Genomic DNA, 15,284 nt, shown 5'->3' with positions numbered 1-15,284 from the left:
ATTAATTCGCCAGCTTGATAAGCTCAGGAAATTCCTCCAAGTAACCGTTTCGCTCCAGCTCCCTCAATGCCTTGCGAATGCTTTGCTCGTCTTCACCGGACTGATCAGAGAGCATCAGCAGCTCGGACAGCGTAATCTCCCGATGCTCCTTGCAATAGGTGAGCAGCCCCTTCGCCGCCCATGATAAGCGGTCATCCTGGAACTCTCCGATCATTTTGCGGAACAATTTATGTGGGATTAGCTGTTCGTAAACTAATGCTTGCATCGCTTTAATCGCATGCTTGGTTGACATGCGGCCTTTCTTGGCAACCTCGTCTATCGTGAGTGATGCGGAATCTGCAGTGCTTGAGCTAAGCACGATATAAATCATTTGTGAATAAATATCCAAGTTTGGGTTAAAGAAAATCTCTGTGGAAACCGTAAAGTTGCGTACGCTGCTAGGCGTAAGTTCAGTTGTCATATTGTTGCACTCCCTTCCGACTGGTCTCTACCATGTCACTATCATAATAAAGGTTCGGATAAAGGGTTTCAATTTAGGCTTTATTAGAAAAAGTTAATGAAGCCGGACTACGCTGCCCGCAAAGCAAAATATATGCCGAACTATTTGTTATTATCGGCATAAACAGCCATCGCGTCACGCATGAACAAGGCTAAGCCTTCACCAAATTTATCGATATTTTTCGTAAAGCGCACGTCATCGACATACATTTGGCCCAGCCCCTTGAACGCTTCAAGCGAGTAGCTGCCCATTTGGTTCAGAAGGATAAACCATTCCTTAATGGCTGCTTGCGATTGCTCTGACTCCGGCGAATCATTCCTAAGCGCTGCAAGCTTAGTGTAGATCGCGTTCATGCTGCCTGCCAGTTCCTCCTGCTCCTGCTTCGTCATTTTGCCCAGTCTGGCATTCGATTTGTCTACTGCCTCATCTCCCCAGCGTTCACGCGCCTCCTGCTCATAGGGGTTGCTGCTGAAGTCAAAGCCTTCGAACTTCTGTTCATTTGTCATTTCGATTTCTCCTCTCGCGTGCTGAATCGTCCGATCAATCGTAATAATCATTTGCTCCAGCTGGCGCCGTTTATCCTGCAGCATCCTGCGGTGCAGCTCCAGCGCCTCCACCCGGTTAAAGGAAGGACTGCTGACGATTTCTTTAATTTTTTTCAAGGGAAAGCCCAGCTCGCGAAAAAACAAAATTTGCTGCAGCATCTCTAAATTGCGATCAGAGTAGAGACGATAGCCGGATTCTGTTATTTTCTCCGGTTTAAGCAGTCCGATCTCATCGTAATGATGCAGCGTGCGCACACTGATCCCGACCAAACCGGCAACCTCTTTTACCTTCATCGCTGTCAAACCTCCCTTAATAAAACTATAAAGGATCACGCAACGTGAGAGTCAATATGCAAAATACATTTCTTACAGTCTTTCCCGAAATGCTACATTTCCGGCCCGCCCTCCGTCTTTCTTTCGAATACTAGCGTAAACAGCAAAGAAAGGATGTTGTCCAGATTGATCTCTATACAAAATTTATCACATCAATTCCGTATCGGGAAAAAAGGCAGCGAAAGGATCGTTCCCGTATTAAGCAGCGTGAGCCTCGAGGTTGCAAAAGGCGAGATCGTGTCCGTGCTCGGACGAAGCGGCTCGGGCAAATCGACGCTGCTTAATCTCGCAGCCGGCTACATGAAACCGGCAAGCGGGAGCATTCGTATAGGCGGGATCAACGTAACCGGCTATAACGAGTCGCAGTGGTCGAAATTCCGTTTAGCCCATATGGGCTTTATTTTTCAAAGCTTTCAGCTCATGCCCGGCTTGACTGCCTTCCATAACATCGAGCTGCCGCTTACTTTGAAGGGAATTGACGAGAAGGAGCGCGGGAAGCTGGTGAAGGAAACGATGGAAATGGTCGGCATGAGCGAATATGAGCACTACTATCCAAGCGAGCTGTCCGGCGGACAGCAGCAGCGGATCGGCATTGCCCGGGCAATGGTGCTGCGGCCGTCCATTATTTTGGCCGATGAGCCTACAGGCAGCCTGGACAGTGAGACCGAGCAGACGGTGCTTGATTTTATCCGCCGTTTGAACAGGGACTTAGGCACAACGTTTCTCATGATTACGCATGACGCCGAGGTCGCTTCCATCGCGCACCGGTCGGTTACCATTCATAACGGACAATTGGTTATATAGGAGCGGGGGATTCGAATGAGATGGAAAGATAAGTTTCGTTTTGTGAAGCAAAATATGAAAAAAAATAAATCGCGGCTGTTCATGACGATTTTGGCGACGGCGATGGGCTGCTGCTTCCTCGTGGTGCTCGCTTCAATCGGTTTCGGCTTTCAGAAGAGTATCACCGAGCAGATTACGTCCTATGGCAAAATAACCGAAATCTCGATTTACGGGAAAACAAAGCCGGCAGACGGGACAGATTACGCCTCTTCGCTATATACGATGGAGCAGGTGGAATTTTTTGAAAGCATCCCTCATGTCGCATCCGTTGTACGTCAAAATATGGTTAGCCTCACCTCCAAGTACGCCATTGGCGATTATTCCGCCGAAACCGGCCACTCGCCGGTATTTACCTATATGGAGGCGGAGAAGAATGGAAAATTAGAATTGGCAGAGGGAAGACTCCCGGTAAACGAGCATGAAATTATCGTTGGCTATAACTTTGCGGAGACGCTTCGTCATCCTTCAAAGCCAGAGCAGACTTACAAGGGAAGTTTGTTGAACGAGCAAATAACCATTACTCTGCTGCAGCCCATTGACGCTAATAGAAAGACAAAGCAGCAATCGCTGGAGCTCCATGCAACCATTGTAGGCGTGCTAAAGCAGCCGCCCAAAGAATGGCTGCAGGACAGCAGTGTATTTATGGACGAACAAGCGCTCAAAGCTGCTGCCGCCATATTGTCCGCTGATGACCGGCTGCTGCTAGACCGCTTCAAAAACGTCAGCGTATACGCAGAGGATATGCAGGATGTGAGCGGTATCGCCAAAATCATTAAAGACGGCGGCTACAATGTCTATTCGGTCGTAAATGAGCTTAATAAAGTGGACTCCATCTTCTTGTTCGTCAAGCTTGGACTTTTATTCGTGGGGGCGATCGCCGTCTTAATTGCGGCCATCGGGATCTACAACACGATGACGATGGCCGTGACCGAGCGAACGCAGGATATCGGCATTATGAAAGCGATCGGCGCGTCTCCTGCCTCGATTCGAAGCATTTTTCTCATGGAAAGCAGCTTTATCGGAGTCGTCGGCACGCTCATCGGCACATTAGCCGCCTTTCTCGTCAGCCTTGCAGCCAACAAGATCATTCCCCTCATCCTCAACAGTCAAAATAAGGATAGCGGCCCGGCGGACTTCTTATTCAGCTATATTCCATTTACGCTAATCTGGGTATCGGCAGCCATCAGTATCGGCATCGCCATTCTGTCGGGCATGCGGCCCGCCCGCCGCGCGACCGAAATTGACGTTCTTCAAGCGCTGCGCAGAGATATTTAACAACAGCGGCAGTCTAAAACATGATCCTCATGTTCTAAGCTGCCTCTGTTTTTTGCTCTGGTTAGTCTAATACTTATTTTATGGAGCTTATCCTTCTTCAGCCCTTACGGCGTTATAGCGATATTTATCCAAATCGACCCTTCCGTCCCTGCTCGTTGCCACGCCCTCCCCGTTTAAGTAAAGAATCTGCATATAGCGGGCTTCCTCGTCCCGAATCGCAATTTCACCTTGCGCATTAACTACCCTGTGCCAGGGAAGATTATGAATACCGCTTAGCGAGTGAAGGATCCGTACGACCTGCCGGGCTCCTCTGCGGCTTCCCGCCTGCTCCGCGATTTGACCGTATGTCATGACGAAGCCTGCGGGGATCGATTTTATAATTTCAATGACTCTTTGCGTAAAAGGCTGCATGCGGATCGCTCGCTCTCGGTTATAACGTTTGTTTTACACGGAATTTCTATTTGGCAGTTCATAGACGTTGTGAACCCTTTTTCAAATCATTATATAGTCTTATTAGAGTTTTAAAAGCTGTCCGTCATCAAAGTCATGTCCCTATTTCCCAGTAAGACCCCCTTAATATCTACAAAATGCATCCATTTTCTCGTCTATAACGACAAAACGCAACATTTTTTAAGAAAAGTTATAAATTTCTTTTTATCTTTTGACCAAAACGTTGTAGAATAGAAGCAAAGGGTTTAAATCCGATTACGTCATACTCGCTATAACATTTATCCTTGCCGAGGCAAGGATCAGGCTGTGAAATTGTGCACAAACATTTTTTGAAGAACTATGTGAAAAGTGTAACAATCTTTCAGGGGTACATCGGTACCGTTAGCGGCTGACTCAATTGAGACTACAACTCACTTTCAACTTTACGTAAAGGAGGACATTCTATTATGTCACAACTATCTGCTGGACAAGAGGTCGCAGCAACACTCGTTGAAGAAAAACAATCGTTGGATGTACTCGATCAGTTAATGAAGCCGGAGGTTCAACAGTCGCTGACTGTGCTCGTGGATAACCTTCCGAAGTTAGCCGAAATGGTTACGCTAATGACCCAAGCTTATGATTTCGCACAGAACATCGCTACAGACAAAGTGTTGATCAACGATTTCGCTCAAGGTATCGGTGAATTCGTCAAACCGGTTCAAGAGAAAGCAAAAGGTATCGCAGCAGCGGCTATTGAAGCTGGCGAGCGCTCGCAAGAAGCTGCAGGTTCCACTGTTGGCCTATTCGCGATGTTAAAAATGCTGAAGGATCCGGAAGTTCAAAAAACGTTGCGCTTTGCGCAAGCTTTCCTAAGCGTACTGTCTGAACGGAAAAACGAAAAAGCATAAAACACTGATTACGCATAGAACGAATGGAGGATGAACATGTCGAAGCAAATTTTAATCCTTGGTGGCGGTTATGGCGGTCTTCTTACTGCTCTAACAGCACGCAAGCACTTGTCAGCAGCAGAAGCAAGCATCACAATCGTTAACCGTTTCCCAACTCATCAAATCATTACCGAGCTACACAGACTTGCAGGGGACACGATCGCTGAGCAAGCCGTTGCTCTTCCGCTTAGCAAGCTTCTAGGTGACAAGCAAGTAAATATTATCGTTGATTCGGTAAAAGAAATTAAACCAAATGAAAAGAAAGTCGTTCTTGAAAGCGGGCAAGTACAGAAGTACGACACGCTTGTCGTTGCTCTTGGCAGCGAAACGAACTACTTCGGCATTCCAGGCCTGGAAGAGAACAGCCTTGTGCTTAAATCCGTTGCTGATGCTAACCGCATCCGCCAGCATGTTGAGGCTCGCCTCGATGCTTACAAAAAATCAGGCAAAAAAGCTGACGCAACAATCGTTGTGGGCGGCGGCGGCTTGACTGGCGTTGAGCTAGTCGGCGAATTCGCTGACAGACTGCCTGAGATTTGCCGCAGCAAAGGAATCGACTTCAAGGACATTTCGCTATATTGTGTAGAAGCCGGCCCTGCCGTTCTGCCAATCTTCCCGAAAGTATTGATCGAACGTGCCGTAACAAGCCTTGAGAAACGCGGCGTCAACTTCATTACGAACGTTGCGATTACCGAAGCAACAAAAAGCTCCGTATCGCTTAAAGACGGACGCACGATCGAATCCAGCACAATCATCTGGACCGGCGGCGTGAAAGGCAATCCGGTTGTTGGCAGCAGCGGCCTTGCAGAGGATCGCGGCCGTTCTACCGTTACGCCAACGCTTCAGTCGACTTCGCATTCCGACGTGTTCCTTGCTGGCGACTGTGCGGTAGTATTCCCGGAGGGCGGCGAGCGTCCTTACCCGCCAACAGCTCAGCTTGCATGGCAAATGGGTGAAACGGTAGGCTACAACCTGGCAGCTCAAATTAAGGGCGGTGCTATGGAGAAGTTTGTACCGGTGTTCTCCGGAACGCTTGGAAGCCTTGGCCGCAAAGACGGCGTAGGCACAATCGGCGGCAACTCGACACAGCTGAAAGGCTTGCCTGCGTCGTTGATGAAGGAAGCAAGTAACGTTCGTTACCTGTCGCATATCCACGGTCTATTCGCACTTGCGTACTAATAAGTATCAATTAAATATCAATAAAAAAAAGGAGGGCAGGCTGCCCTCCTTTTTTTATTAGTCAACACTTCGAATGTAATGCCGCATCTACTTGTGCGTACGATCGCGCCGGCGCCTCGATCCTGAATACTATCCCCACTGAAACAACTTTTTAATGAATAAACCGTTCGTGGTAATACAAAGAACCACAAAGAGTTACTTCGTAATTCCGTGTATTGTTTTATACCACCGAGTATCATCAGGGATTACTAGGTATTACCTAGCGTGACGGCAATGGCATCATGCGCAAATAAATCCGCATTAGCTCCAAGCTTCAATGTCATCATCATCAATATCTTCCTCAATAACCGGCTCGAAAGCTGGAGCCGCAGGCGCTTCTTCCGCGACCTTGGCCACATCTGTCACCTTCACGACCTTCGCGTCCTCCACCGCTGCAGCCATCTGCTCCATTCCCGTTGCGTGGGGACGAATTTCGCTTGGCTGCTGCAAGGCCGGGGAGCCCTGAAGCATATTCCTCTCCATCGGGACAAAAGCCTGCAAATTTCGCACGCCGTTTAACATAATTTCATTCTCCACCAAGTAACGAAGAGAATCCATCAGATTGGTTTGCATATTCAGCCATTGCATCACCAAAGGATCCTCTGTTTTTTTCGTTTTTAAGCTAATATTGTCACCGGGCAGCTTAGTTTTTTTCATTCGAGTCACCTACCAGAATCCGTTAGATTATGCCCAAGCTTGCGTTAGGCAGCTTATGCAGGCTGAACCGCTTTGTTTTTGAGCGCTTCATAAATTTTGCCCCGCACAAAAGCGTCGAGTCCCATCGCATTTAGCAGGACGGCATAGTCGGCCGGAATATACAGCAGCTGCATTTCCCGTTCAGCGCACAATTCTTTAAGATGCGGATATAAGACCGAACGCATGAGGATGCTTCCGCCCCCGTATACGCAAATGAGGTCAATTTCATTCCGCGCCTTCGTGAGCTGCTTTTTGACATGCTGCACGATTTGTCTGACTTGGCTTTCGAGCGGCCTTCTCAACGTTTTGAGCGCTCGCGCGTGATATTTATGATTCGGATTTTTGATGACATCACTGAAAAATTGCCTTGGGCTATCCGGCAAATGAATTAGCCGGTTGAACTCTTGCAGCGCTTCCTCAATGGCATATCCAGCGCCGTGGTGGCTGCCATGAACGAATTGACGCAAAAATTTATTGCCTTCGGTAATCGGATATTCCGTGGAGCCGTCTCCGATATCGACATGAAGAATCCGTTTATCTTTAAAATAGCTGCCGTTGAATTTTTTCTCGATTTCATACGATTGGATGAAGTCGTCAAAAATTTCGCCTTCTCTCCAGCCCCCGGCAGCATCCTTTTGCAGTGTGAAAATAACCGGCGTCGCTTCCGGAACGACCTTAGTAAACGGGAATACGATTTTTACAGCTACGCGTTCGATGCCCAGATGTACGGTCACATGATGCGAGCCCGTAGTAAAACGTTTCTCGAACTTGGCCGAGGTCTCATCCGTATGCTGCGTGACAGGCAGAGCCGTAGCCATGTCGACTTCCACGTCAATATGCTCAGGAATCCGTTTCTCTTCTTCAAATGCCTTCTGAACTGCCGTCGCCGCAATTTGAGCCAGCGTATTGATGATCGGCAAATCCATATCGCTTTTCAAATCGATTCCGATCTGGAGATTGTCCAAAATTTCGCCGCTTTCTAGAGCAAACTTCCCGACATAGTACATTCCCGGCCTTGCCGCAGGCGAATCGATCGTTACGACCAGCTGATCCTGCAGATTTTTTATAAAGCTTTCGGGCGACTGCTCTTCGCTCCATGGAAGCTCGTCCACCGTGCAATTCACATTAGGCTGCTGAATCAATTTGCCGTCGATAATCAGATCATGCTCGCTGTTTCCGTTATCGTTACCTACAAAGAAATGAAAATTCATGATCGCTTTCCTCCTAGAAAAGGTTTTGGGAAACAAAATAAAAGGTTTCCAAAATAAGTGCTTATGCAAAATATATTCCTTAGTATTACTTTGCCATACAAAGTGTTAGTTTGCATCAATCTTGAGTCCCAGAGCTCATTAATCTTTTCTCATCTATTTTTGTCGGAATATGATTTTATGAATCAGTTATGCAGCGATGCTGTCGGCACCGCCTATTTTCGTCAAAAAAAGCTAACCCGTCATCAAACGGATTAGCTTCTTGATTTTCGCTTTAAACTAGTTGAACCGCTGCGGGAATTGCTTGATTATACCCTCCGAGAGAACGTCTGCGAGCATAATGATATGATCTACACCCTTATCGAAGGCGGCCACATCGGCTTTCCAATCCTTTTGCAGTCTAGCCGATATATCGCTTGCGAGCAGCTGCAAATGCGTATATAGCAGCTCTTTGAGCTGATTATTCGTCCAATTTGGATTGGCGCTGCTAAGAAATGCTGCAATATCATCCGCATTTTTGTACCATTCTTTATTGAATTTTTCTGCATCCGCCTGATTCCCGCTCTTTAACGCACCGACTAATTTGCCTGCAATCGCGATATGATCCCGCAGGAGCGCAGCCAGCTTATCGCCTGCCGCTTCGCCGTAATAAGGCTTAATCGCATTTCCGATATCCTGCTGGTTTCTAAGCAGCCTCTCCAGCACGATGGCCTGATCCTCAAGTCCAGCTAATGCACTCACTATGTAGCTTCTCGTCCATACCACATGGTCAATCCACAGCCTTCTCATATCTTCCTTTAGCTTTACAGCGGCTGGACTTACGTAACCCTGATGTCCTTGCCGGTGATCCATGGCGCTAGCTTCTGCTCTGAGCGGTGCAGCGCTAAAAGCCATAAATACACACATGACCGTGACGATAAGCAGTTTGCTCTTCATAGGTACCCTTCTCCTTTTTTGTCGTGAATGGAATAGCCGCTTATAGTGTTGACTATTCCATTCATTTCATTCATGGAGAGAGCCTAGGGTCTATGAACGAATTTGCAGGGAATAAATATCCGTCCGGCGGTCCCGGAACGTTAATACCTCTTTCGACTTGCGGTGACGCTGCAAAATTTCCAAATCGACCTCAGCCATAATGACCGCTTCCGTATTCTCGCTGCACTCGCCTGCTATACCGTCACGCGGGAAAGAGAAATCTGTCGGCGTGTAGACGCCGGACTGCGCGTATTGAATATCGACATTGTCGACATGCGTCAGATTGCCGACTGTGCCCGATGTGACTGTAAATACCTGATTCTCTATAGCGCGCGCCTGCGCGCAATATTTCACGCGGAGAAAAGTTTGCCGGTCCTCCGCACAGAACGGAACGAAAATAATCTGCGCCCCCTCCTCCGCGACGATACGCGAGATTTCCGGATATTCAATATCGCTGCTTAGCTGTATTGATATTTTCCCGCAATCGGTATCGAATACCTCGAGCTTCGAGCCGCCGTTAATTCCCCACCACTTGCGCTCATTTGGCGAAATATGCAGCTTATATTGCTGTTCAATCGTGCCATCGCGGCGGAATAAATGGCCTACGTTATAAATCCGGTTATTTTGTTCAATAAAATGAGAGCCGCCAACAATGTTGACATTATATTTAACCGCCAATTCCGTAAACAGCTCAACATATTGCTCCGTAAATGTGCTCAGCTTTCTTACCGCCAAGCTTGGCGAGCGCTCCTCCAGATAAGACAGCAGCTGCATCGTAAAATTTTCCGGAAATATAACAAAGTCCGACTTATAATCGGCCGCGACGTCGACATAATGCTCGCATTGCATAGCGAACTCCTCGAAGGAACCGATCTTTTTCATCATATATTGAACCACGCAGATGCGAACGGGGAAGGAACGCTTATAATGTGTTTTGCTGTTGCTCAGCTTATACTCGATATTGTTCCATTCCAGCAAAGCCGCATAATGCATAGAATCGTTGTCATCCGGCAAATAATTCGTAATAATTCGCTTCAGCGTGAACCCGTTCATCATCTGGAAAGTAAGCACGGGGTCGTAAATGTTTTGCTGCAATACTTCCTCCGCGTACTCTCTTGGAGACATCTTATCGCTATACTTGTGGTAGCCGGGAATACGTCCGCCGACAATGATGCTCTTCAGATTCATCTTCTCCGCGAGCTGCTTGCGCGCTTCGTACAGCCGTCTGCCGATTTTCATCCGGCGATAATCGGGATGCACCATAACCTCCATCCCGTACAGGCTCTCGCCACGCGGGTTATGATTGCGAATAAAGCCCTTATCCGTAATTTCGGAATACGTGTGCTGCTCCAAATAATCGTCAAAGTTGACGATCAGGCTTGAACAGGAGCCTATAATCGCACCATCCAGCTCCACGCATATTTGCCCTTCCGGGAAAATACGAATGTGGCTCTCCATTTGGCTCTTCTTCCAAGGAGTCATGTTAGGAAAGCACACCAGCTGCAATTCAATAATCTTCTCAATATCCGTGGCCTCAATATTGCGGATGATCATCTTTTTCTCGAATTGCGAAATTTGATCTGATGTCATATAGGCTCCTCTTTTACATGTTTTTCTCCACTATACACTTCGAACTTTTCACGAGTATTAGAGCAAAGTAAATGGTTTGTAAAATTTACACAGGCGGTATGCGAAGCTTTCGGATTTCGGCTGCCTGCTCGGTAAAAAAATAACCGATGAAGCTGAGTCTTATTCTACTCAGTCTCATCGGTCCGTATGCGGTACGAATGATTAATTTGCCTTTATTTCAAGCAGCTCATATTTTATAACGCCCATCGGCGCGTTAACGTTAATGATGCTGCCTACTCCTTTGCCTAGAAGCTCCTTGCCAAGCGGACTCTCATAAGAAATTTTATTTTCGGCGACGTCCGCCTCTTCCGTACCTACGATTTTATACTCAATCTTCTCGGAAAACTCAATGTCATTTAGAATGACGGTCAAACCAATGTTAGCCTTGGATAGATCTAAGTTATCCGCTTCGATCACGCGAGCCTTCTTCAGCATCTTCTCCAAAATAAGAATTCTTGTTTCCATAAACGATTGATCGTTTTTGGCGGAATGATACTCGCTGTTTTCCTTCAAATCACCGTAACTAATGGCTAATTTAATCCGGGCGGCTAATTCCTTCCGCTTTACGTATTTAAGATCATCCAGTTCGTCCTGCAATTGGGCTAAGCCCTCTTTGGTCAAAATTACTTCGTCGCTCGACATTTAAACAACTCCCATTTGCTTTCTTGCTTTAATTCTACCCTATATCCCGGAAATATGCGAAGAACGATGTACTTGCTCCAGCGGCGCCGCATTTCCAAATACGGGAGTCGCGCCATGAGGAGATGCCGCCCAGCAAACCGCATTAGCGATGACACGTAAGATGTCCTTATTATAATAAGTAGGATGCGTTTCATGGCCAGGCTGGAAATAAAATATTTTTCCTTGTCTGCGGTAAAACGCACATCCGCTTCGGAATACCTCTCCGCCTTGAAACCAGCCGACAAAGATCAGCTCATCCGGTGCCGGAATATCGAAAAATTCGCCATACGTTTCTTCATTCTGCAGCTCTATATACTGGCCTATTCCTGATGTGATCGGATGCGCGGGATCGACTACCCAGAGGCGCTCCCTTTCCTCTGCCTCCCGCCACTTAAGGTTGCAGGTTGTTCCCATCAGCTTCTTAAACAGCTTGGAGAAATGCCCGGAATGCAGCACAATTAGCCCCATCCCGTCCAGCACCCTCTCATAAACGCGCTCCACAACCTCATCGCTAACTTGATCATGAGCCAAATGCCCCCACCAAATCAACACATCGGTATGGTCTAAAATATCTGAAGTTAAGCCATGCTCCGGCTGCTCTAATGTAGCCGTTTGAATCTGAAAGCCAAAGGGCGCTAAGCCTGCTGCAAGAGCTTGATGAATGCCGTTTGGGTACACAGCTGCTACCTCCGGATTATCCTTCTCGGCTACATATTCATTCCAGATCGTCACTCGAGTGGAACTTTTCTCGCAATACGTCCTACCGCCGATCACCGCTTTGATCATTCGCTATTCTCCTTGCTGCAATCCGTGTTTCTTCCATACTATGTGCCCGGCCTTAAAGGGTGATTGCCTATATGAAGGCCTCTGCTCCGATAGCCATTCGAACGGTCGAACACATCGTCCAAAGCATGGATTGAGCTGCCGCAGCAAAGAAAAGCGTACCCGAAAGAAAGGGTACGCTTTTCTCGTAAATAAAGCCTTAAACATAAGCTAGCCGCTGAGCTCCAGAGCTTTTCTATCCCTGTATGAGCTCTTTGGATTTTTTGATTTGTTTGCTTCGCAGCTGCCCGCAGGCGGCGTCAATATCCGTACCGTGCTCGAGGCGAACGCTGCAGCTGATGCCTTGTTTCTTCAGCGTATCATAGAACGCCCGTACCGTTTCCCGATCGGTTCTTTGGTACTGGCTATGCTCATCGACAGGGTTGTACGGAATGAGATTAACGTTAGCCAGATTCCGCCGGTCGCCAAGCAGCTTTGCAAGCTCAAGCGCATGCTCTCTCTGGTCGTTTACATCCCTCAGCAAAATATACTCAATCGTAATTCTCCGGTTTGTTTTCTCCAAATAGTAATCGATGGACTTCATTAATTTTTCGATAGGAATGGCACGGTTAATTTTCATAATCCGTGTTCGCAGCTCATTATTTGGCGCATGCAAAGAGACCGCAAGGTTAACCTGCAAATCCGAATCGGCAAATTCCACGATTTTATCCGCAAGACCGCTGGTCGATACCGTAATATGTCTGGCTGCGATCGCCAGCCCCTTTTGGCTTTTGATAACCCCGATAAAATCCGAAAGGTTCTTAAAGTTGTCGAACGGCTCGCCAATGCCCATGACTACAACATGGCTCACCCGCTCATCCTGCTGCGCCTGATCCAGATGAAGCTGAACCTTCATAATTTGCTCGACAATTTCTCCGCTGGATAGATCGCGGCTTTTGGCCAGCAAACCGCTCGCGCAAAAGCTGCAGCCAATGTTACAGCCGACTTGGGTAGTGACGCAAACCGATAACCCGAATTTATGTCTCATTAATACCGTCTCAATTAAATTGCCATCCTTCAGCTTGAACAAAAACTTATTCGTTCCGTCCGCTGATTGCTGCCGCGTGTGCTCGCTAAGTGTTTGAATAACAAAATGCTCGGACAATAATCGGATGCACTCTTCTTTCACATCGGTCATTTCAGCGAAATCCGTCACCCGCTTCCGGTAAAGCCAATCCCACACCTGCGAAGCCCGAAACTTTGTATAGCCGCGTTCTATCAGCCATTCCGTCAATTGATCAAACGTCAATCCATAAATGGACTCTTTATTCATGTGTTATCCTCTTTTCAAAACTTCAAAATACAAACCTATTCTACCTAACCCGCCGAAACAAACAATCTGCTTATTATTGTCCCAAAATTGCTTCATTAAAACAAGTGGAGATAGACTGTTTATTTCAGTATTCCGAAGCTCTCCGTCCGATATCTTTCTATCTAATCGTAAGTACTACGACTGACATTGGGGGCAGAACAGCTGTGAAACTTTGGCCAGTCAAGGTTACACCGAAGAAAGGAGCCGGTTTTATCGCATCCGGTTGCCCAAAGGTATTATGCGCATGCATATCGCTGCTCGTTAAAATGGTTCCATAGACGATACCTTTCCTTCTTTCTTTCCCGCTCAATTGCACTTCCAATTTGGCTTCTGCCGTAGGGCTAATGTTGCACAAACTGACATGAACGTTTCCAGTAGCATCTTTTGACGCCGATACACTCACCTGAGGCAATTGTTCCCCATTGTAATCGTACATACCGCTTTGAAACTGAATAGCTAACCTCTCCGCATTCTGATGTACTTTATACATTTCAAACACATAATAACTCGGGGTGACAATCATCTTCTCCCCTTGGGTTAAGATCATCGCCTGCAGAACATTGACCGTTTGGGCAATATTCGCCATCTGTACCCGATCGCTATGATCGTTAAAAATATTCAAGGTAATCCCGGCCACCAATGCATCGCGAAGCGTGTTTTGCTGATATAAAAACGAGGGATTCGTTCCGGGCTCCACATTATGCCAGGTTCCCCACTCATCTACGATGAGCGCCACCCGTTTTTCCGGATCGTATTTATCCATAACCGCCGCATGCCCTGTAATGATTTCATCCATAAACAGAGCCTTTTTCATCGTGATAAACCATTCATCCTCTGTGAACACCGTTGCCGAGCCTTTGTCCTCCCATGTACCGGGAACTGTATAATAATGCAGGCTCAATCCATCTAAGAAGCGCGCCGCTTCACGCATCATGACCTCGGTCCAGTTGTAATTTGTATCCGAGGCTCCGCTGGCAATTTTAAATATTGTATTGTCCCCGTAATTATAGACGAAGGTCTGATATTTCCGATAAAGATCCGCGTAATATTCGGGCCTCATATTGCCGCCGCAGCCCCAGTTTTCATTGCCGATTCCAAAATATTTCAGGCGCCACGGCAGCTTCCTGCCATTTGCCTGCCGCCAAAGCGCCATCGAGGATTCCCCCGGATACGTCATATACTCGATCCATTCCGACATTTCCTTCACTGTGCCGCTTCCTACATTGCCGCAAACATACGGCTCGCATTGAAGCATGTCGCATAGGAGCATAAATTCATGTGTGCCAAAATGGTTGGTCTCCACGACCTCCCCCCATGAAGAGTTCACCGTTCGTTTGCGGTATTGCCGCGGACCGACGCCGTCCATCCAGTGGTAATACTCCGCAAAGCATCCGCCCGGCCAGCGCAGCACAGGAACCTGGATCCTTCTCAGCGCATTCAGCACATCGTTTCGAATGCCGTAAGTATTAGGAATCGGCGAATGCTCTCCCACCCAAATGCCTTCGTAAATGCATCTGCCGAGATGCTCCGCAAAATGGCCGTAAATATTTTTATTAATGGTGCTTGTTACAATATCGGTGTATATGATCAGTGTATTGTCCGCTAGTCTCCTCTGAGGAATGTTCACTTGTCTTCACCAGCCATATAGATTCTTATCATATATCTCACCCGTTCTTCGTTAGGATATATCTATACAATGATATGGCTGAACAGCGTACATTATCATGCTTTTTTAAAATCGCAGATCAAATCCCCGCGCTACTTGACATCCAAATCTACAGCATTTATGATCAAATAAACTGTTATTATTTTTCCCACAGTTACTACATACATCACAGCCGCTTAACTTGCATCGGATTGGGCTGAATTGCA

At 47.2% G+C, this 15,284-nt stretch carries 15 protein-coding genes; 4 read left to right on the top strand and 11 right to left on the bottom strand.

Features of this window, described 5'->3' with window-relative positions:
* Position 1 precedes the first annotated feature (1 nt).
* Both AC0YNZ_RS12435 and AC0YNZ_RS12430 read right to left on the bottom strand, forming a co-directional pair.
* Positions 2–460, bottom strand: coding sequence for a hypothetical protein (locus AC0YNZ_RS12435; protein WP_475826897.1), 459 nt, complete (start codon positions 458–460; stop codon positions 2–4).
* A 140-nt stretch (positions 461–600) separates the two neighbouring features.
* Positions 601–1,338 (bottom strand): MerR family transcriptional regulator, encoded by a 738-nt coding sequence (locus AC0YNZ_RS12430; RefSeq protein ID WP_475826896.1) that lies wholly within the window; start codon positions 1,336–1,338, stop codon positions 601–603.
* 165 nt (positions 1,339–1,503) lie between these two features.
* Between AC0YNZ_RS12430 and AC0YNZ_RS12425 the strand changes: the two genes are divergently transcribed.
* Complete coding sequence (locus tag AC0YNZ_RS12425; protein WP_475826895.1) at positions 1,504–2,181, top strand: ABC transporter ATP-binding protein; 678 nt, start codon at positions 1,504–1,506, stop codon at positions 2,179–2,181.
* Positions 2,182–2,196: 15 nt separating this feature from the next.
* Positions 2,197–3,495 carry an ABC transporter permease gene (locus AC0YNZ_RS12420; protein ID WP_475826894.1) on the top strand — a complete coding sequence of 433 codons (1,299 nt, stop codon included), beginning with the start codon at positions 2,197–2,199 and terminating at the stop codon, positions 3,493–3,495.
* A gap of 87 nt (positions 3,496–3,582) precedes the next feature.
* Here the strand turns inward: AC0YNZ_RS12420 and AC0YNZ_RS12415 are convergent, their stop codons facing one another.
* Positions 3,583–3,906, bottom strand: coding sequence for an MGMT family protein (locus tag AC0YNZ_RS12415; protein ID WP_475826893.1), 324 nt, complete (start codon positions 3,904–3,906; stop codon positions 3,583–3,585).
* 485 nt (positions 3,907–4,391) lie between these two features.
* Here AC0YNZ_RS12415 and AC0YNZ_RS12410 point away from each other — a divergent pair, with 485 nt between their 5' ends.
* Positions 4,392–4,832, top strand: coding sequence for a DUF1641 domain-containing protein (locus AC0YNZ_RS12410; RefSeq protein ID WP_475826892.1), 441 nt, complete (start codon positions 4,392–4,394; stop codon positions 4,830–4,832).
* Between the two features lie 36 nt (positions 4,833–4,868).
* A complete protein-coding gene (locus AC0YNZ_RS12405) occupies positions 4,869–6,050 on the top strand; it encodes an NAD(P)/FAD-dependent oxidoreductase (protein WP_475826891.1) in 1,182 nt (393 codons plus the stop codon).
* A 300-nt stretch (positions 6,051–6,350) separates the two neighbouring features.
* Here the strand turns inward: AC0YNZ_RS12405 and AC0YNZ_RS12400 are convergent, their stop codons facing one another.
* The 8 genes from AC0YNZ_RS12400 to AC0YNZ_RS12365 all read right to left on the bottom strand — a co-directional run bounded on the left by AC0YNZ_RS12400 (position 6,351) and on the right by AC0YNZ_RS12365 (position 15,039).
* On the bottom strand, positions 6,351–6,746 hold the full coding sequence (locus AC0YNZ_RS12400; protein ID WP_475826890.1) for a hypothetical protein: 396 nt from the start codon (positions 6,744–6,746) through the stop codon (positions 6,351–6,353).
* 53 nt (positions 6,747–6,799) lie between these two features.
* Positions 6,800–7,996: a ParM/StbA family protein gene (locus tag AC0YNZ_RS12395; RefSeq protein ID WP_475826889.1), complete on the bottom strand. Its 1,197-nt coding sequence runs from the start codon at positions 7,994–7,996 to the stop codon at positions 6,800–6,802.
* A gap of 276 nt (positions 7,997–8,272) precedes the next feature.
* The gene (locus tag AC0YNZ_RS12390; protein ID WP_475826888.1) at positions 8,273–8,929 is read right to left on the bottom strand and encodes a glycosyltransferase; all 657 of its coding nucleotides are present in this window, start codon (positions 8,927–8,929) and stop codon (positions 8,273–8,275) included.
* A 90-nt stretch (positions 8,930–9,019) separates the two neighbouring features.
* Positions 9,020–10,558, bottom strand: coding sequence for a GNAT family N-acetyltransferase (locus AC0YNZ_RS12385; protein WP_475826887.1), 1,539 nt, complete (start codon positions 10,556–10,558; stop codon positions 9,020–9,022).
* A gap of 201 nt (positions 10,559–10,759) precedes the next feature.
* Positions 10,760–11,239, bottom strand: a complete 480-nt coding sequence (gene greA, locus AC0YNZ_RS12380) for a transcription elongation factor GreA (RefSeq protein WP_475826886.1) — start codon at positions 11,237–11,239, stop codon at positions 10,760–10,762.
* Between the two features lie 39 nt (positions 11,240–11,278).
* Positions 11,279–12,064 (bottom strand): ThuA domain-containing protein, encoded by a 786-nt coding sequence (locus AC0YNZ_RS12375; RefSeq protein WP_475826885.1) that lies wholly within the window; start codon positions 12,062–12,064, stop codon positions 11,279–11,281.
* Between the two features lie 232 nt (positions 12,065–12,296).
* Positions 12,297–13,373: a dual-specificity RNA methyltransferase RlmN gene (gene rlmN, locus AC0YNZ_RS12370; RefSeq protein ID WP_475826884.1), complete on the bottom strand. Its 1,077-nt coding sequence runs from the start codon at positions 13,371–13,373 to the stop codon at positions 12,297–12,299.
* A 157-nt stretch (positions 13,374–13,530) separates the two neighbouring features.
* Positions 13,531–15,039 (bottom strand): alpha-N-arabinofuranosidase, encoded by a 1,509-nt coding sequence (locus AC0YNZ_RS12365; protein ID WP_475826883.1) that lies wholly within the window; start codon positions 15,037–15,039, stop codon positions 13,531–13,533.
* Positions 15,040–15,284: the final 245 nt, after the last annotated feature.

Source organism: Paenibacillus sp. J2L1-98 (assembly GCF_056269405.1).
This window is presented reverse-complemented; position numbering and strand designations above follow the sequence as displayed.